The sequence below is a fragment of the Acinetobacter sp. 228 genome (genome assembly GCF_048147885.1).
The window spans coordinates 87,567-107,541 of record NZ_JAYWYV010000002.1; the positions used below are offsets into that span (position 1 = coordinate 87,567).

14 protein-coding genes and 3 pseudogenes are annotated in these 19,975 nt (G+C 40.4%); 6 read left to right on the forward strand and 11 right to left on the reverse strand.

Annotation, left to right across the window (positions count from 1 at the left end):
• Window positions 1–35: 35 nt before the first annotated feature.
• A complete protein-coding gene (locus VXQ92_RS01870) occupies window positions 36–998 on the reverse strand; it encodes an aldo/keto reductase (protein WP_416680110.1) in 963 nt (320 codons plus the stop codon).
• A gap of 271 nt (window positions 999–1,269) precedes the next feature.
• Between VXQ92_RS01870 and antA the strand changes: the two genes are divergently transcribed.
• From antA to VXQ92_RS01890, 4 genes are all read left to right on the forward strand, one after another.
• On the forward strand, window positions 1,270–2,712 hold the full coding sequence (antA, locus tag VXQ92_RS01875) for an anthranilate 1,2-dioxygenase large subunit (protein WP_416680111.1): 1,443 nt from the start codon (window positions 1,270–1,272) through the stop codon (window positions 2,710–2,712).
• A 3-nt stretch (window positions 2,713–2,715) separates the two neighbouring features.
• On the forward strand, window positions 2,716–3,210 hold the full coding sequence (gene antB, locus VXQ92_RS01880) for an anthranilate 1,2-dioxygenase small subunit (protein ID WP_064101496.1): 495 nt from the start codon (window positions 2,716–2,718) through the stop codon (window positions 3,208–3,210).
• A 10-nt stretch (window positions 3,211–3,220) separates the two neighbouring features.
• Window positions 3,221–4,258 (forward strand): anthranilate 1,2-dioxygenase electron transfer component AntC, encoded by a 1,038-nt coding sequence (gene antC, locus VXQ92_RS01885; RefSeq protein WP_416680112.1) that lies wholly within the window; start codon window positions 3,221–3,223, stop codon window positions 4,256–4,258.
• Between the two features lie 161 nt (window positions 4,259–4,419).
• Complete coding sequence (locus VXQ92_RS01890) at window positions 4,420–5,439, forward strand: AraC family transcriptional regulator (RefSeq protein ID WP_416680113.1); 1,020 nt, start codon at window positions 4,420–4,422, stop codon at window positions 5,437–5,439.
• A 117-nt stretch (window positions 5,440–5,556) separates the two neighbouring features.
• Here the strand turns inward: VXQ92_RS01890 and VXQ92_RS01895 are convergent, their stop codons facing one another.
• From VXQ92_RS01895 to VXQ92_RS01910, 4 genes are all read right to left on the reverse strand, one after another.
• On the reverse strand, window positions 5,557–6,420 hold the full coding sequence (locus VXQ92_RS01895) for a hypothetical protein (RefSeq protein ID WP_416680114.1): 864 nt from the start codon (window positions 6,418–6,420) through the stop codon (window positions 5,557–5,559).
• Window positions 6,421–6,486: 66 nt separating this feature from the next.
• A complete protein-coding gene (locus VXQ92_RS01900) occupies window positions 6,487–7,572 on the reverse strand; it encodes an LLM class flavin-dependent oxidoreductase (protein WP_416680115.1) in 1,086 nt (361 codons plus the stop codon).
• Window positions 7,573–7,647: 75 nt separating this feature from the next.
• The gene (locus tag VXQ92_RS01905) at window positions 7,648–8,178 is read right to left on the reverse strand and encodes a flavin reductase family protein (protein WP_416680116.1); all 531 of its coding nucleotides are present in this window, start codon (window positions 8,176–8,178) and stop codon (window positions 7,648–7,650) included.
• An 80-nt stretch (window positions 8,179–8,258) separates the two neighbouring features.
• Complete coding sequence (locus tag VXQ92_RS01910) at window positions 8,259–9,509, reverse strand: dienelactone hydrolase family protein (protein ID WP_416680117.1); 1,251 nt, start codon at window positions 9,507–9,509, stop codon at window positions 8,259–8,261.
• A gap of 304 nt (window positions 9,510–9,813) precedes the next feature.
• Between VXQ92_RS01910 and VXQ92_RS01915 the strand changes: the two genes are divergently transcribed.
• Window positions 9,814–11,172, forward strand: a complete 1,359-nt coding sequence (locus VXQ92_RS01915; RefSeq protein WP_416680118.1) for an MFS transporter — start codon at window positions 9,814–9,816, stop codon at window positions 11,170–11,172.
• Window positions 11,173–11,564: 392 nt separating this feature from the next.
• Here the strand turns inward: VXQ92_RS01915 and VXQ92_RS01920 are convergent.
• Window positions 11,565–12,097: pseudogene (locus VXQ92_RS01920) on the reverse strand (transposase); the annotation flags it as partial.
• A gap of 1,711 nt (window positions 12,098–13,808) precedes the next feature.
• Here VXQ92_RS01920 and VXQ92_RS01925 point away from each other — a divergent pair.
• Complete coding sequence (locus VXQ92_RS01925) at window positions 13,809–14,753, forward strand: diguanylate cyclase (protein ID WP_416680119.1); 945 nt, start codon at window positions 13,809–13,811, stop codon at window positions 14,751–14,753.
• A gap of 223 nt (window positions 14,754–14,976) precedes the next feature.
• On the opposite strand, the pseudogene VXQ92_RS01930 reads toward VXQ92_RS01925, so the two are convergent.
• From VXQ92_RS01930 to VXQ92_RS01950, 5 genes and pseudogenes are all read right to left on the reverse strand, one after another.
• A pseudogene (locus VXQ92_RS01930) lies at window positions 14,977–15,894 on the reverse strand (efflux RND transporter permease subunit); the annotation flags it as partial.
• A gap of 2 nt (window positions 15,895–15,896) precedes the next feature.
• Window positions 15,897–16,232: pseudogene (locus VXQ92_RS01935) on the reverse strand (imidazolonepropionase-like domain-containing protein); the annotation flags it as partial.
• A 43-nt stretch (window positions 16,233–16,275) separates the two neighbouring features.
• Window positions 16,276–17,196, reverse strand: a complete 921-nt coding sequence (locus tag VXQ92_RS01940; protein WP_416680120.1) for an ABC transporter permease — start codon at window positions 17,194–17,196, stop codon at window positions 16,276–16,278.
• 33 nt (window positions 17,197–17,229) lie between these two features.
• Window positions 17,230–18,327: an ABC transporter permease gene (locus VXQ92_RS01945; protein WP_416680122.1), complete on the reverse strand. Its 1,098-nt coding sequence runs from the start codon at window positions 18,325–18,327 to the stop codon at window positions 17,230–17,232.
• Window positions 18,328–18,367: 40 nt separating this feature from the next.
• The gene (locus VXQ92_RS01950; RefSeq protein ID WP_416680124.1) at window positions 18,368–19,966 is read right to left on the reverse strand and encodes an ABC transporter ATP-binding protein; all 1,599 of its coding nucleotides are present in this window, start codon (window positions 19,964–19,966) and stop codon (window positions 18,368–18,370) included.
• Window positions 19,967–19,975 lie beyond the last annotated feature (9 nt).

Here is a 19,975-nt window from a genome sequence, read left to right on the forward strand (position 1 = left end):
TTCATTTTTAGCTTTAGGTTATGCGTCGACTGAGTTTATTCCATTGACTGTGAATCTACTTCAAGTATTCCGAGATCATCGGCTGTTAGGTTTAATCTAAGTGCTTTACTAAAACTTTCTATTTGCTCTACAGTCGTTGCACTGGCAATCGGTGCGGTAATCCCTTCTCGAGTTAAAATCCAAGCCAAAGCAACATCTGCAGGTTGGACCTGATGCTGTTCAGCGACAATATCAAGCGCATTTAAAATACGTTCACCTCGCGCTGTAAAATATTTGCCTAAACTGTCTGCACGTTTACTACTTTTGATCTGTTCTAAATTACGGTATTTACCGGAGAGGAAACTGCTCGCAAGACTGTAATAGCTTACTACACCAATCTCATGTTCAAGACAAATCGGTTTGAGCTGCTCTTCAAAACCTTGGCGGTCATAGAGATTATATTCCGGTTGGAGTACTTGATAATGCGGCACATTAATCTGTTTTGCGGCATCGATCGATTGCTGTAATTGGGTCGCATCTAAATTAGAGGTTCCATAAGCACGAATTTTCCCTTGCTGTTTGAGCTGGTCAAAAGCAGCTAAGGTTTCTTCATAAGGTGTATTTTCATCTGGCCAATGGGCAAAATATAAATCAATGTAGTCAGTATTCAGACGCTTAAGTGAATCTTCCACCGCTTGCATAATCCAGCGTTTAGATAAGCCTTGATGTCCTGAAATCCCCATATCCAGACCGACTTTAGTAAAAAGGACTATATCATCGCGTTTCCCTGGTTTTTGTTTTAGCCATTCTCCTATAATGCTTTCAGACTCACCACCTTGATTGCCTGCTGCCCAGATCGAATAAAAATCTGCAGTATCAATCGCATTAAAACCATGATCTATAAAAGCATCAAGTACCTTAAAGCTTTGCTGTTGATCTATGGTCCAGCCAAATACGTTGCCACCGAAGACAACCGGTGCGATTTCTAAACCTGTATTTCCCAAAGTACGCTTTGTCATTTTATATCCTCATCATGTAATAAATATACATATCAACTTATTGAATTTTAAAAACATATCGATAAGGTATAGTCTATATATAGAATTTTAAAAATCCATATTTTTGCCTAAGATTATCCATTTTATGGATAAATGAATGAGCATTTTTATAAATACTAGAATTTAAGTGAATGACTTGGAAATTGGATAAAGATTAGAAGAAATCGGATAGAGTGAAGTGGCGTATCCCTGTTCAATCGAGAAAAAGCAATTGATTGAATGGAGGGGTAAAATGAGCTCAAAAACCAATATTGAGTGGCAAAATTTTGTCGAAAGTTGTGTCGATTTCCGTCCTCAAGATGGCGTGTTTCGTATTGCGCGTGACATGTTCACTGAACATGACCTTTTTGAACTGGAAATGCAGCATATTTTTGAGAAAGTCTGGATTTATGCCTGCCATGAAAGTGAAATTCCCAACAATCATGACTTTGTCACCGTACAAATTGGCCGTCAACCGATTATTGTCAGCCGTGATGGCAAAGGTGAATTACATGCCTTAGTGAATGCCTGTGAACACCGTGGTGCAACCCTGACCCGTGTAGCAAAAGGCAATCAATCTACCTTTACCTGTCCCTTCCACGCATGGTGTTATAAATCAGATGGTCGTTTGGTGAAAGTTAAAGCGCCAGGTGAATATGCACCGGACTTTGATAAATCGACACGTGGCTTAAAACAAGGACGTATTGCCAACTATAGGGGCTTTATTTTTGTAAGCCTGGACACGACAGCCAACGATACCATTGAAGACTTTCTGGGCGATGCCAAAGTCTTTTTAGATTTAATGGTCGAGCAATCCCCTACCGGTGAACTCGAAGTCCTACCAGGTAAATCAAGTTATACCTTTGCAGGCAACTGGAAACTGCAAAATGAAAATGGCTTGGATGGCTACCACGTCAGCACCGTACACTACAATTATGTCTCCACGGTACAGCACCGTCAGCAAGTCAATGCAGCCAAAGGCAATGATCTGGATACACTCGACTACAGCAAATTAGGTGCAGGCGATGCACAGACTGATGATGGCTGGTTTAGCTTCAAAAATGGTCACAGTGTCCTGTTTAGTGATATGCCCAACCCGACAGTTCGCCCGGGTTACAGCACCGTCATGCCGTACTTGGTAGAAAAATATGGTGAAAAACGCGCTGAATGGGCCATGCATCGTCTACGCAATTTAAATCTCTATCCAAGCCTGTTCTTTATGGATCAAATCAGCTCGCAACTGCGTATTGTGCGTCCTGTTGCCTGGAACAAAACTGAAGTCATCAGTCAATGTATTGGCGTCAAAGGTGAATCGACAGAAGCCCGTCGTAACCGTATCCGCCAGTTTGAAGATTTTTTTAATGTCTCAGGACTCGGTACCCCAGATGATTTGGTTGAATTCCGTGAACAACAACGTGGCTTCCAGGCACGTTTAGAACGTTGGAGTGATATCTCTCGTGGACACCATACTTGGTGCTATACCCAAAACCATAATGCCAAAGCCCTGGATATTCATCCGGTGATGATTGGGACTGAATTTACCCATGAGGGACTGTATGTCAATCAGCATGGTCATTGGAAACAACTCATGCTGCAAGGTTTAAATCAAAGTGCATTAAAAATGGCAGATGAGGATTCAATGGTCGCAACAGGCGAAGCATGCACCAAACAATCATGTTCTGTGGAGGAGGTTTAAGTCATGTCTATGGAATTACAATTTGCAGTCAGCCAATTCTTATACCGTAAAGCAGCGCTTTGTGACGCGTATGACTGGGATGCTTACCTCGATCTTTATGATGAAGACAGTGAGTATCATATTCCCCAATGGATCAATGAGCATGAATATGTCCAAGATCCAAACCAAGGCTTGTCTTATATTTATTATGAAGACCGATCCGGCTTAGAAGATCGTGTATTCCGCATCCGTACCGGAAAGGCAGCTTCAGCCACGCCTTTACCGCGTACATTGCATAGCATTAATAACATTCAAGTCGAAGAACGTGAAGATGGTCTTCTTGAAGTAAAGGTGAATTGGAATACATTCTATAATCGTCAGGGTCTAGAAGGTTGCTTCTATGGTTTAGCCACTTATGTCTTGCGTCGTACTGAAGATGGTGATTTTCGTATTCGTCGTCAGCATGCTTTATTACTGAATGACAAAATCGATTCTGTACTCGATTTCTATCACGTATAAGGAGCTGAGTATGGGACTTTCTGCGGCACTCAATTTTTCCGATGGCAAAACATTTTTCATTGATGTACAAGATCACGAACTCCTGCTTGACGCCGCAGTGCGTCAAGGGATTACCCTGCCTTTAGACTGTCGTGAGGGGGTTTGTGCAACCTGCCAGGGTCGATGTGATTCAGGTCAATATGAGCAAGACTATGTCGATGAAGATGCACTGACTGAACAGGACTTGGAAGATCGTAAAATCTTGGCCTGCCAGACACGTCTGAAATCGAATGCTACGTTTTATTTTGATCATGCTTCCACCTTCTGTCAGGCAGGTGAAGTATTAAAAATTCAGGCAACAGTGACTGCACTAGACTGGGTATCTGATGAAACGGTTATTTTAAAATTAGATGCCAGCCAATATTCACAACCCATTCAGTTTTTGGCAGGACAATATGCCCGGATCTATGTTCCTGAAACAGGTGAATACCGGGCCTATTCTTTTGCACATGCGCCTACTGCAGACAACCAACTGCAATTTTTAATTCGTTACCTGCCTGATGGTTTAATGGGGCAATTTTTAAAATCACACTGCCAAGTTGGCCATACTTTAGAACTTGAAGTCCCCTTTGGCAGTTTCTATTTAAGAGAATCTGCATCAGAACATCCCCTTTACTTTATCGCAGGTGGTACGGGCCTTTCTGCTTTTCTTGCAATGCTTGATCAAATGCGACCTAGTGATCAAGCAATTCATTTATATTATGCCGTACGACATGAGCTACATCTGTGTGAACAAGAACGTATTGCTGCCTATAAAGAAAAATTTCCAAACCTGCTTTACCAACCCGTGGTTTCGCGTCCAACAAATGCTTGGCAGGGATTGCAAGGTTATGTACAGGATCATTTAGTACCCGAACAGTTAAAAGACAATCACTTTAATATGTATGTCTGTGGTCCACCTGCCTTAGTTGAAGCATTGAAGTCACATTTAGCTGAACATCAAATTGAAAACTGTCATTTTTATAGTGAGAAATTTATTGCCGCTGCAAGTCAATTGGATGTGGCATAGAATTTAAGTTTTTTATATTTTTTATTTACCATATAGCTGCCTACTTAAACCTGAGTTGGCAGCTATTTATATTTTAAAAATATTAAAATAATACAAACATTTGGAACGAAAATTGCAATCACTTAAGTAGATTTTTTTAATCACTTGATTTGGTATTTAAGATGAACGCAGCTGCCCATTTGTTAAAGCATAGCATCCATGCTTCTACGCACTCGATTGATACAGCCAATCAATGCCTTAATCAGATCATTGGCCCACATGAATTAGTAGATTTATCACATGAAGAGCCTTTAAATTTCAGTTTTAAAGGTGAACAAATGGGTGGCATCATTATAGGTGACTTGATCTATGGTAAGGATGTTGTATTTAAGACCCAGCATCAGCAAGATATGCACTTTTATTGCATTAGCCGCCCTAAAATCGGGAAACCTGTTTTCCGTCAGGAACATGGGGTGTTTGAAGCCAGCCCAGGTAATGCGGCTATTGTGTCTCCATTCGATAAATTTGAAATTGAGATTGAACGAGACTGCGTACAATCCTTTATTTCAATCTCTAAACCGTTGCTTGAAAACACGCTTTCAGATTTAATTCAACGACCTCTAGATGCGCCGATTGAATTCAACCATATCATGTCAGTACAGAATGAGCGAGTTAATGCATGGTGGAGTTTGCTTGAATATTTCGGTTCTTACAGCAAACAAGAAATGAACTTTGATTGTTTAATGAATGAAATTAAACATGATTTTGAAAGAATTTTAGTCAAATCACTTTTATTGTCACAGCCAAATAATTATAGCCATTTACTGAGTGACAATCACAATAATGATCCAGAGTTTCTCAAGCGCGCTTTACAGTATATTCACGACAACATCCAGCAAAACATCTGCAGTGAGGATCTGGAGCGTATTGCAGGTGTGTCTAAGCAAAAACTATCCAAAGCTTTTCGTGATCGTATGAAAGTGTCATTTAACAGCTATATTCGCTATTACCGCTTAAAATGTATTTATCAAGAGTTGTCCTCAGCTCAGGATAAAAAGAATATTACCAATATTGCTATGAAATGGGGTGTTAACCATTTAGGCCGATTTTCGATTGAATATAAACAGCAATTTGGAGAAAGCCCGAGTGATACCATTCGTAAATCGATACTGCAACAGCCAGTGCTTTTAACACGACGATAATTTCTTCTAATTTTCTACGTTGGGAAGCAATATATATTTAAATATGTTTCCTTTTTTATAAGTCGCTAAAAAGAGGTCAAATTGAGACCTCTTTTTATATTACAAAGATGTGCTTTTTTAGAAATGATAGGCTGCCCGAATCATTGGTACGCTTGCAGTTGCCCCCTTGCCTGCCTCACCTTTTGTATCATTCCCGTATTTATTTTTCCAATATTGATAAGCTGGACCTATTTTAAAGGTTTGTGCTTTGGTACCGAGTGCATTGCCAATATCATACATAATTGAGGTATCAATAAAGATTTCAGGCTTGGTATCTCCACCAAACTCATTTTTTCCTTTTTCACTCATCCACACCGCAATACCATTAAATTCTAATCCTGTTTTTTGTATTAGAAGCCCCCATGAAAGTTGTAATGCCAGATATGGATCATAGGTATATTTACCATCAATCACATTCGGCTTATTGCTTTCATAATAGCCCAAGATATTGAAGTTTAAAAATCCAGGGACATCAAACATAATACTTGGACCTGCAACAATCATTTCACGATTAGAACCATAATCATCATTTTTAGTGTTCCAGTCACCACCGATGATCAAGCCGATTCCCCGCAGAAAATCTAGTTTGTCTTGAATAACACCAAAGATTTTTTCGTAGTCGAAGGTATGTCGGTAAATCACATAGGCTTCCTGAGCACCTTCGCCAGATACATTGCCATTTGGTTCATTATTCGACTGATGGAGGTTGACCTGGAAGAAATTGCTGCCGTATTTATAACCACTGACATGCACTAATGAAATAATATGCTTATCAATTTCAAAGGCGCTACCATCCCCATTGTTTTTAAACGGTTCTGAAAACTCTGTTCCGTAACTGAGCGCAATGGAAGTATCACTCCACTCTGCCGCCTGTGTACTTATACTTGCTGCAACGATTAAACCAAACCCCCAGCCTTTCAAGGCCATATTCAGAAATTGCATGTATAACATTTCCTTTTTACAGTGCATAAAAAAAACCAACCGTTATAACGATTGGCTTGATGAAAATTAACGTAACCCTTTTGCTTCTAGCAGTGGTAAGACGTTGTCACGGAAGTAAGGGAATTCTTCGACATAATCCAGGAAAGATAAAGTGGTTCCACTAAAGCCTGCCTGATGCAAGTCTTCAATACTCTGTGCAACCTGTTCTGGTGTACCGACCAATGGGAATCCGCCATGTCCTACGGCCATACGGTCACGCAATTGCTGACGAATTTCTGCAGGAAAGCTTTGTGCATGGGCAAACATGAGATTCATTAGATTATCCAAAGCCGGAATATCCGCATTATCTAGCTGACGTTGCCACTCAGCTTGAGCTTCTTCTAAAGTGGGACGACAAATGACATGCGAGAATGTCATCACATTAGTCGTACGCCCTCTCTCTAGACCAGCTTGCTTCAGTTCAGTGACTTCTTCAGCAGAACGGCCCAAGTCTGATACGGGTGTAAATAAAAAGTCTGCATTATTAATCGCAAAGTCACGGCCATTTTTTGAGCCTGCAGCATTAAAAATAGGCGGTACAAAATTAGGACGGGGCTTACCATAGCTGTTTTTGGTTTTAAAATACTTGCCATCGAAGTCAAATGGCTCTTCACTTGCCCAAACTTTCTTGATCAGGTCATACCATTCTTGCGCATAGCCATAGCGAGTTTCATGATCATCCGGCAGCTCTAAACCCAGTGCATCATATTCGGGCTTGTTCCAGCCTGCGACAATATTTAAACCCACACGGTCCTGACCAATTTTAGACATCGTGGCAATTTGTTTTGCAACCGCCATAGGATGATTCACTGCAGTCTGAATCGTGGCAAATACAACAAGATTTTTAGTACAGGCTAAAAGTGCCGATGCCCAGGTAATGGTTTCAAGTACTGTCCCCTGGAAATCCTTTTCACCACCATAACCGGTAAAACGCGCGATTGGCAGCATAAAGTCGATCCCCGCCTCATCAAGGAGTTGAGCTAACTTTAAATTTTTCTCCCAGCTTGCATCCCAACCTTCAGGCAATTTTGAAATGGTCATACCGCCAGAACAGTTGCTCGCAAAAGTGCCTAGCAGGAATTTATTGGTTTCTAAAAATGGATGTTTAGACATGACTTCCCCCTGACATTGAGCTCAAAGCGCAATGCCTGTAAATAATTAAATTGATTTAGATAAGAATAGAGTTAATCAAGCACATTGTTCCAAATGGACAGGATGAAGCTGTGCTTGATGGTATTTACCGTTATGGAATAACAAAGGTTTTCCGACATTCATGCTGCAGTGTTCAATTTGGCCGAGGATAATGTAGTGATCACCGGCTTCAACCCATTGGTAGTTTTTGCATACTAAAGTTGCTAATGCATCAGATAACACAGGAATACCTAGAACATCTTCTACCTGATCAATTGAATTAAACTTATCAGCTGCGGATTTGGCAAAATGGTTAGAAGTTTGCTCCTGCTGATCATTTAAGATATTAATGGCGAAATGCTCACATTCACGGAAATCATCCAGATTTGTTGCCGTTTTTGCGATATTCCATAAGATTAAGGGTGGCTCTAAAGATACTGATGTAAAAGAATTTGCCGTCATACCGACTTTACGTCCGTCTTGACCAGTGGTTGTCACCACAGTTACGCCTGTTGCAAACTGACCCAATAAAGCGCGAAGTTGTTTTTTATCTGCTTCTTCTGCCAAGAAACGTTCTGTTTTTTTCATATTTACTCCAGAATTTTAAGGAGCAGATCAGCCTTGCTGAGGTCGACTGATCTACCCATTCAGTAATGCCTTAAGGCAAATCAGTCAATTGGTTTACCTTCACTTGATGACCAGGTTGGCATTAATTCATTAGAAGGTAAGGTTTCATCAAGAAGTTTGTGTGCAGTAATTGCACCTGCCACGGGCAAACCTGTCGGATCGATTAAACCGAGCTGTACCAACAAACTCGCCTGATCCCAGTAAATATGCTCATGACATAATTTTGGACCACGGAATTTAATAACACCCAGCATTGGAATTTCGACAAATTTTCCGGTGGGTTTGATGCCAGGAATAAGCCAGTCGATTTCCTGATCATGAGTAAAGCGCATGATGAATTCATCTACTACTTGTGTGACACCCACAGTACGGGAAATCGAGATTAAGCTCATATCTTGCGGATTATTGTGTACAAAATGGTGACGGTAAAAACGTGATAACTGTGCATAACCCACACCGCCTGTTAAGGTTGGAATGTGGTTCACGTAAGGTTCTGCCACCATAGTCGCCATCGTTGCGGGGACATCACGGGTTTCAAATTCATATTTGCAGTGATCTTCCCACAGCGCTTCCAAGTCATACTCAGGACCAATCGCTTTACGTAATGCAGTGACTGTACGTTCATGGGCAATTAAAGCACTTGGTTTGTGGTAATGATCACCATGTGGGCGGGCAAAGGCATGATCAACATTTGGGTAAAGGAATGTTTTCACATTCTTTTTATGTGCTGATAATGCATCGGTGATTTGGGTACGTGCCTCAGCTGAACAGAATTGGTCAAGTTCAGCCATATGTAACACAAGCTTGCCCTGAATATTCCGCGCTTCATCCAGGTTATTTTCGATCCCGACGCCGTAATAGCCCACAGCACATGCCACTTCAGGCAAACGGCACGCAGCCAAGTAAGCTAATTTACCGCCAAGACAATACCCAACGACACCTAAGCCGGCTTCTGCATCACATACATCTAAAGTTTTTAAGGTGGCAAGCGTGTCTTTAATATCTTCAATACCAAGATTTTCATCAAAGCCTTGATAAAGCTCAAATGCTTTTGCGAAATCAGCTTCGGTATAACCCAGTTCAATGCCTGCCTGAGTACGCCAGAATAAATCTGGAACCAATACGGTATAACCTTCTTCCGCAAGGAAATCTGCTTTTTCACGCATTACACTGTTGATGCCAAAGATTTCCTGACATAAAACAATTCCTGGACCCTTGCCAGCTTCTGGCACAGCAAGATAAGCATTGAATTTTTTATCCCCGTTTTCAATCGCAATATAAGAACCTGTCATTTTCTGATCTCCTCTATCTTGAATTTATCTTGTAGGTTAAAACCCCCAAAAACTATCCATAAAATTTGTACGTTTTATCCGTTTTCATGAAGTTTTTAACGTGACAGATTCTAGCTTATAGCTGAAAATTTATTTCAAATCATATATATAGTTATAAATACTAAAAATGGATGCATAGCTGCGATTTTTTGGATAGTGGAAATTTCTATTCTTTTGTTCAATCAAAGTTAAATAAACAAAGTGCACTTTTTTTTCACGCTTTGTTTTCATCATCAATTAGAAATAGTAGAACGAAGGAGTGAGCATGCGAATAATTCAACCACAGCATATTATTGACCGAGAGAAACTTTCCCCTTTCCAGTGGATGGTGTTTGCTTTCGGCTTTTTGGTCTTTTTTTGTGATGGTTTAGATACCGGTATTATTGGTTTTATTGCACCTCAGCTCATTGAAGACTGGGGAATCAGTAAGCCTGCGCTTGCGCCAGTAATGAGTGCTGCACTCATAGGAATGTGTTTAGGTGCACTATTTTCAGGCCCCTTGGCAGACAAGTTTGGTCGTAAAGGTTTAATCATCAGTACATGTGTACTGTTTTCAGGATTCACAATTTTATGTGGTTTTGCTAACACCACTTACGAACTGATGCTTTATCGCTTTATTACGGGTCTGGGGCTAGGTGCTGCTATGCCGAATATTAGTACCTTGGTTTCAGAATATATGCCTGCAAAACGTAAGGCCTTTTTAACAGGTCTGGCGGGTTGTGGCTTTATGCTTGGAATTTCCTTTGGTGGGGTGCTTTCAGCTTATTTACTCGATCATTTTGGCTGGGAAATTGTCATTATGATTGGCGGTATTATTCCTCTTGTACTCGCAGTTATTTTATGCATGAAATTGCCTGAATCTGTGCAATATTTAGTAAAGAGTGATCAGTATGATCGAGCATGTGTCATTCTTAGTCAGATCGAAGGTAAACGTTTAAACCCTACTGCTAAACTATCTTTGGATGAGTCTCAATGCGAAACCACAGAAAATCCGGTTAAAGCACTTTGGGCTGGTTATCGCTGGAATTCGATCTTTTTATGGGTGTGCTGTTTTACTAGCCTATTGGTCTTTTATCTATTAACCAGCTGGATGCCGACCATTTTAAAAACAGCAGGACTCACGACACAGCAATTTAGTTTAATTGCTGCGATTTTTCCTTTTGGTGGCGTTGTCGGCGCCATCATCATGGGCTGGTATATGAATAAAGTAAAACCCACCAAAGTGATAAAATATTCTTATCTCATTGCTGTTCTATTTTTCATTATCGCAGGTTTGGTACATACTCATGTGCTCTTACTGGGAATAACAATTTTTCTGATCGGTGCTCTTTTGGCTGGTGCACAATCTTCTTTATTACCACTTGCCGCCATTACTTATCCGACATCCTGCCGTGCAGTAGGAGTTTCATGGATGCATGGTATTGGACGTACAGGTGCAATTCTTGGCGCTTTTTATGGTTCTTTGATTTTTAGTTATGAACTTGGACTGGCACAGATTTTCTTTCTATTGGCAATACCTGCAGCAATTTCATTCCTTGCTTTGTTGGCAAAAGTTATTTATGAAAATCGTCAAGCAACGTTAAAAGTAGAACCTATTGCTCAGCTTGAAACATCACAATCTTAATTAAAATTTAGACATGAAAAGAGATTACAGCAGAACTGTGATCTCTTTTAAATTTTAGTCGGTATATCTGACCTTGAGTTAAATATTTTTGTGATTTCAATTGAGAAGCTTTTTTATTTGCTGGCTTCTGATCACTAAAAATAATTTTAAAAACGATCAAGAGACTTTTACTTACATCATTTTATCTGAGCGAGGCATAAATCAGATAAGAACTTGAATATGCTAGGTTCATGAAGTAGATTTTTTGAAAAATTATAAAAATACACATAAATTTTTGTAATATATAGAATTTTAATTAAATTAAATTATGAAGTGGTCTTTAGGTAAACATAAGTTAAACGAAGTGTACTAAACAATAACTTCATATATGCCTTACATTTGGACTGCCACCACTCTTTGTAGATCCGATATATGCGTTTGTGATTCCATCCATAACCTTTGACATTGCGCAAATACAGATAGCAGAGTTTAAAACCCCACGTTTTATTTTCATTTGTTAGCTTAATCAACCACTCAGCGATTTGAACATTTTCCTCTTTCAAAAGAGCTTTATAGCGGTAACAGGTTTGGCTAACATTAAAAATTAAACAGGCCATGCTGATAGAAATCTTAAACTGCTCAGCAGCCTGCTGTGCAAGAGACTTCCGCTGAACTGGCCTTAAAACTTTTTTGAAAGAGCATCTTGTAAAATGTCAGATTTAAGCCGCTCATCAGCATACATACGTTTTAAACGGGCATTTTCAGCCTCTAATTCTTTAAGCCTAGTCATCATGGAAAGATCCATCCCGCCATATTTAGACTTCCACTTATAGAAAGTTGCGGTGCTCATTCCATGCTCACGGCAAAGGTTTGGAACAGGTGTTCCTGCTTCAGCTTGTTTCAAAATACTCATAATTAAGCTGTCTGAATATTTAGATATTTTCATAGAAAATCTCCTTGGATAAAGATTATTCGATTTTCTACTTTTAAACTCAATTATTTGCAGGGAGCATTACCGCAGAATCTGGATTAGGAATGAAGTTTTTTGTTATTTCTCTTATAGCACTGAGTTTTTGTTCATTCGCAACTTTTGAATCTGAGGGTGGATCATCAAACTCTTTTTCAGTGCAACCAAATAACATTGCAATAACTAAAAAAACCTAGATTTTTCATGATGTTCCCCTTTGCACAAGGGCGAAACTTTACATTATATTTCAACTTATACTAAGGAATGAGAAAACAACTTTGTAAGATTATGTTAGATCGGCCAAAATTCTACTGAAATTGATACTACACGTAACAACCAAAAATCTCTCTTTAGAAAATCTCGTGCAAGATCAAATAATTCAGTTAACCGGTTGGCAAACCATGTAAATAGTACTGGCAATCCCTATCACCGCCAATATGGATATAAATATTTCTATTTTAGTCATCATAGTTATATTCTTAATCTCATTAGAATATATTTTATACGATTATTCTGAGTTAATTAGAATAGCAGTATATTACAAATACATTATATGTTCGATATTAAAAACCACTCTTTCGAGTGGCTTTACCTAATTGAATGTTTGTCCTACGGCGTAAATCATCATGGATATAATCATGACAGCTACAATAATTAATAAGATCTCAATTTTTGTCATTAGGAAGCTCTCCGACTTCTACAGCTATATTTTATATAATTCGGAAAGAAAGACCTATAATTAAAGCGTTACAAGGTTTTAAATTATAAAATTCTCTTGGAGAACAATTTTTTTTTTGATTTTTTATTAGATTGAAAATTAATATAAGCGAAATCAATTTGATCAATATCATCAACCTATTCAATTATGTTTGAGACTTGAGAAGGTGACTTAGTAGGGGCAAAATTAAATATATGGTGTTGATATTCAACTTTAGCAATTAAAAAAATATGCAGCAGTATTCGAAGAATATTGTAAATATTCCTGATAAACCTGTAAATTCATAATTTGAATACTCTAATTGGTTGAGTTTATTTATTTTGTAACATCAAAATAACATCATTGGTTTAAGGTCAAATGAAAAATGACCTTTAATCAGAAAGCTATTGAACATTTCCGGAAATTTGCGTCTTTATTTTGAGCATAAGTTGAAAATACCTGATGCAAATACTTGGTTTTATTTGAATAAATAATAGTTATACTTTAATTAAAATGATAGAGAAGAATAGACCATGAAAGTGAACCTTTTACCTGTTTTACTGCTATCCTTTTCCGTTTGTACTTGCCAGAGATCACAGCCTGAAGATAAGGTAAAGCCAATTATTACGTCCATAGAACAATCAGAAAATACTCTCGCTGGTTTTATAAATCAGCTTGAATCAGATATTATCTCAGTTGAAACGAAGAAAATAATTTTATGTGAAGATTATCCTCGTGAATTTGAAACCAATTTCTTATCTAATATGCTTAAGCTAGAGTCCTCTGAATACACAAAAGAGAGCCTCCTAAAAGATCTAAATTTAACTTTAAGCTATTATAAACATCTTAAGAATATTCAATGCTAGCCAATATATAGAACTCCTTTCAAAACAGTATTTTAGCTTTTTTTCTAGTAAATTAAATTATTGGTGAATATCAGGGTTGGTTAGAATAACGGTAAATTATCAGACTATACGGAAATAGGTTCTCTCTATGCACAATGCAAATTTCAAGAATTTTGAAGAAGCTGGCCAGGCCATTTTAAAATTTTTATCTCAACGATTTGGATTTAAGTTATGGATGATTACCCGTACGGAGGGTAATGACTGGATTGTACTGTTGAGTGAAGACAATGGCTATGACATTAAGCCTGGGCAAGTGTTTAATTGGGCTGATTCTTTCTGCTCACAAATGGTACTAAATAATGCGCCGCGTATAGTTCCCTATTCACCTGATATTCAAATATATGCGAATGCACCAATAAATCAGCTAGTTACTATTCAAGCCTATATTGGTCAACCTCTTTTAAAAGAAGATGGCTCACTGTTTGGTACCCTCTGTGCGATTGATCCTGAACCTCAATCTAAAATTCTTGTTGAAGATACTCCACTATTCGACCTCATAGCCAAAGTGCTTAGTTATACGATTCAGGCTGAATTAAAAGCGGCTGAACATGTGCGTAGAGCTGAACGGTTTGAATTGGAAGCATTGTCTGATCCAATGACTGGGCTTTTTAATCGTCGTGCTTGGGACCGTTTAATTGAATTAGAAGAAGAGCGGTGCAAACGCTATGGGCATCCTACAGCTGTATTAATGATAGATCTTAATGATCTTAAGATTACAAATGATAGCCTGGGACATACGGTGGGTGATGATCTAATCCAGAGAATGGCACTCACGCTAAAAGATATAGTCCGTAGCAATGATATTGTTGCTCGCTTAGGTGGTGATGAGTTCGCTGTACTCAGCATAGAAACCAATCTGGAAAATGCTAAAAGACTTGTATCAAGAATTCAAAAGGCTTTCGCAGAAGCTGGTATTAGTGCTGCAATTGGCCTGGCAATGCGTAATCCGACATATGGGTTATCAACTGCCATCATTGAAGCAGATGAAAATATGTATAAGAATAAATCATTAATCAAATCTGGTAATTATTGATCAAAGCCACCCACCCGATAGAAGCCTGTTTAAATTTAACCTAATTGGTTCCCAATGAAACATTGCTTATAAATAGTTCAGCCACCCTCCCCGTAGCAACAAGCCGACATATTTTAGGGTCAGCTTGTTTTTAAGCAGTTTTGAATAAAAGATGGCACTGATAGAAATAATTATTTAACAGGTTTCTATAATGCCTATCTTTTATAAGCTCTAATTCGTAGTGTTAATATTCCTGTTGCACCAATAGTTTAGAGTTTTGTTGGTGCTTATTTATCCAGAGATACAGTATCGGCAACAGGACTAAAGTAAGCAAAGTTGATGAAATAATCCCGCCAATCACCACAGTTGCCAAGGGTCTCTGTACTTCCGCACCAGTTCCTGTGGCAAGAGCCATGGGTACAAAACCAAGTGAAGCCACACAAGCGGTCATCAGCACAGGGCGTAAGCGTAAGATCGCCCCTCTCCACACGGCTTCCTCTAAACTGTATTGATGTCTTAACTCTTTAATAAACGTCAACATTACAAGTCCATTCAGTACGGCGACACCTGACAATGCAATAAATCCAATACCTGCTGACATCGATAATGGAATATCACGAAGCCAAAGGAACAATACTCCACCTGTCAACGCAAAAGGTACACCGGTAAAAACAAGAAGGCTTTCTTTAACATTATGGAAAACAACCATAAGTAGAATAAAGATTGTCAGTAAGGCAAGTGGAATCACTATTTGCATACGTGATCTGGCTGAAGCCAGATTTTCAAATTGCCCACCATATTCAATCCAGTAACCACTTGGCAGCTCATAATTTTTCACTTGCTTTTGTAGTTCTGCGACATATGATCCTAAATCACGCCCGTCAACATTGGTCGTCACGACAATACGACGCTTACCGTTTTCACGACTGACCTGATTCACACCTTCAATCGTACTCACCATCGCAACATCCGCCAATACAATCTGTCCACCATTTGGAAGCTGTAAGGGCAACTGAGCAACACTTGCAAGATTACGGTCCTCATCACTTAAACGAACCACAAAATCAAAGCGTCGGTCACCTTCTAGAGTCTCGCCTACACTTTGACCGCCGATACTTGCTGCAACGAGATCTTGAATTGAGCGTACGCTCAAGCCATATTGTAAAGTGCCTCGGCATAACACAAATAAGAGGCAATCTTCGCATCCTCTGGTGTCAGTACCCGGTGCATCGGGTCAATATACTGCTGTAACCAATCCCACACTGGTAATCCTTCTGCCGTGCCACGCAATAAACCGGAATGACAATGGGTATTGATCAAGCCCGGCATCAGGATTGTTTGTGGGTAATCCTCAATGAGCGCCTGTGGATAGCATTGAGTTAACTGTGCCAATGTACCCACTGCTTTTATTTGTTCGCCCTCAATCAGTATCGCGCCATTTTTAATGCATTCATTCTGCACATTCATGGTGAGGACATAGGAAGCTGTTAAAATTTTCATGATTTATACTCAAATCTCTTCTATTTATGATGAATGGCTGCGGTTATGGCACGAAGGTTTTGCCTAAAGAAGATGGTAAATTCATTTTCAACACTCTTTTATTCCGCGAAATCATGACCAGCACCACAATGGTGGCTATATAGGGCAATGCGGCAAGCAGCTCATTCGGCACCTTGATTCCAAGCGCCTGGGCGTGAAATTGTAAAATGGTGACGCCACCAAACAGGTAAGCACCGAGCATTAAACGTGTGGGTTTCCACACCGCAAACACCACTAGTGCAATGGCAATCCAGCCGCGACCAGCCACCATATTTTCGATCCACATTGGTGTATACACGGTTGATAAAAATGCCCCGCCAACCCCTGCCATCAAACCGCCAAATAGCACTGCGCCATAACGAATCGCCAACACGTGATAACCCATGGCATGCGCACTTTCCGGTGATTCTCCAACTGCTTTAAGCAATAAGCCCAGACGGGTTTTTGCCAAGACAAACCACACCAGAAAAAAGCTCAAGATGGACAGATACACCACATAGTTTTGCTGGAATAAAATCGGACCCAATACTGGAATATCCGCTAATAGTGGAATATTAAAATTAGCCAGACCCGGTAAAGCCATACTGACGTAGTTCTGACCCAAAAATGCAGAGATACCGAGTCCAAAAATGGTTAAAGCCAAACCACACGCGGATTGATTGGTACTTAAAGACAAGGTAAAAAAGGCAAAAATCAGGGCCATCAGCATGCCTGCCAGACCACCCATCAATAAGGCACTTAACACACTGGCATCATATTGCGCAGCAAAGGCAAAACCTGCAATTGCACCGACCAGCATCATCCCTTCTACTCCAAGATTAATCACACCAGTCCGCTGTGTGACCAATTCCCCCAGACCTGCGAAAATCAGTGGTGTTGCTGCCGCAACAGTACCTGCAAGAATTGCAGTTATTTCTAAAGCCATATCATGCTTCCTTTTGCTGTAGACAACATTGGGTTAGAGGGTGGTTGCTGTGGGCTGAGGGACTGGTGGCGCCATTTTTTTGCTAAAACGGTAACGGTTTTCAATTAATGCATCGGAAGCCAGCAGGAAAAATAACAGCAGACCCTGGAAGATACCGGTAATCGCGACCGGAAGCTGGAGCTGCATTTGTGCCATTTCACCGCCCAGATAAATCAGCGCCATAAAACAGCCTGACAGCACAATACCGATGGGGTTCAAACGCCCGAGATAGGCCACGATAATCGCTGCATAGCCATAACCTGGGGACAGGTTCGGATTCAGCTGACCAATAGGTCCAGCCACTTCACAGAGTCCGGCAATACCTGCCATCATTCCGGAAATCACCAGACTCATCCAGATGGCTTTGGAGGAAGAAAAACCTGCGTATTTTGCAGCTAAAGGTGCCTGACCGCTGACTTCCAGTTTATAGGCCGTCAGACTTTTACGCATAAAGACCCAAAACAGGAAAACTGCAAAAAAAATGATAAAGATAGAGGCATTAATGCGTGTGCCTTCTACAATGAATGGCAGCGTCGCACTCTCACTAAAAACGACTGATTGTGGAAAATTCATCCCTTCAGGATCACGCCAGGGACCATTGACCAGGTATAGCAACACACATACTGCAACATAATTCATCATCAGGGTGGTCAGGGTTTCTTCAGCATTAAAATGGGTTTTCAGTAAGGCAGGAATTGCACCCCAGAGTGCCCCACCAAGTGCGCCCATGACGATCATTAACGGGAGAATCCACCAGCCGATTTGATCATGAAATAAAATCGCAATACCACCGCCAAAAATTGCCCCGATGGTAAGCTGACCTTCAGCACCGATATTGAATAATTTGGCGCGGAATCCGACCGCCAGTCCCAAGGCAATCAGAATTAAAGGCCCGGCTTTCACTGCCAGCTCACTCCAGCCATAAGATGATGTCAGCGGTTCAATAAAGAAAATGTACATGGCTTGCGCGGGATTAATCCCCAACATTAAAAACAGAATACTCCCGACAATCAGCATGGCCAGCAGCGCAATGAGCGGTGAAAGCCACTTCATGATTTGAGATGGATGTTCACGCGGTTCCAGTAAATGCATGTCGCTTTCCTCTCAATTTATAGATTTATTATTGACTGTATTAAGCATGAGCCTGCTGCTCCTCTACTATGATCGCAGTGTCATGGCTTGGAATACCTGACATCAAGACTCCAACATTCTCAGTATTGGTTCCATGGGTAGGTATGGCTGGAGATAGTTCACCATTGGCCAATACGCAGAGACGATCACTGATTTCAAACAGCTCTTCGAGTTCTTCTGAAATCACCAAAATGGCAACACCTTGTCGAGAGAGATCAATCAGGGTTTGCCGGATAAACATGGACGCGCCGACATCTACGCCCCAGGTCGGTTGAGCCACAATCAGGAATTTCGGGTTTTGCAGAATTTCCCGGCCTACAATAAATTTTTGTAGATTTCCACCGGACAAGGAACGTGCTTCTGCCTCTGGGCCACTGGCTTTCACCCCGAATTTTTCAATACAGTGCTGGGCAAAAAGCTTACATTGTGCAAACTTGATTAATCCCCATTGCGTCAGATTCTGCCGAAATGCAGTCAGCAAGGCATTCTGGGACAGCGTCATGTTCGGGACTGCACCGCGTCCAAGACGTTCTTCAGGTACAAAGCCCAGACCCAAGTCACGCCGTTGTCCAGGACTGAATCGGGAAATATCGATTTGATCCAGAACCATCCTGCCATGTTTCAGGCTATTTTCACCCGACAATAAAGACAGCAATTCTGCTTGCCCATTGCCGGAAATCCCAGCGATTCCTACAATTTCACCGGCACAAATATTTAAATTGATATTTTTCAGCGACACACCAAATGGATCATCGGACTGGTAATTGAGATTCTCGACCTGAAACAGCACCTGTTTTTCACCTGTATATTCAGGGCGTACATAGGTCGGTAAATCACGGCCAATCATTAAGCGCGCTAAATCACTGGTGCTGTTGTCTTTGGGATTAATATTTCCGGTCACACGGCCATTGCGCAAGATGGTCGCTTCATCACAGAGTTCTTTAATCTCATGTAATTTATGACTGATATATAAAATTGAAACGCCTTGGGAGGCCAATAAACGCAAGGTCTTAAACAGTTGCCGTACCGCTTGTGGTGTCAGTACCGAGGTGGGTTCGTCTAAAATGATTAAAGCCGGGTTTTGTAAAAGGCAACGAATAATTTCGACACGTTGCCGCTCACCTACCGATAAAGAATGTACTTCGCGGCGTGGATCAATCGGTAAACCATATTGTTCTGAGACTGCAATAATTTTTTGACTTAGAGCTTTTAAAGGAATCTTTTCATCCAGTCCCAGCGAAATATTCTCCACCACGGTCAAGGTTTCAAACAAAGAAAAATGCTGATAGACCATGCCAATCCCGAGCTTTCTTGCCATCGACGGATTATCAATATGAACTTCTTTACCATTCCAGAGGATCTGTCCCTGATTGGCCTTGGTTGCCCCATAAATGATTTTCATCAGAGTACTTTTGCCTGCACCATTTTCACCCAAAATGGCATGAATCTGCCCAGGTTGAACGGTTAAATGAATCTGGTCATTTGCTTTTAGTGAATTGTAACTTTTACAGATATTAATCAGCTGTAAACGCGGTACACCTGAAGAAGCCATGTTCCTCTTTTGTATATGAGCAGATCTATCGTGTTGAGAGGTCATCATCAGTGCCCT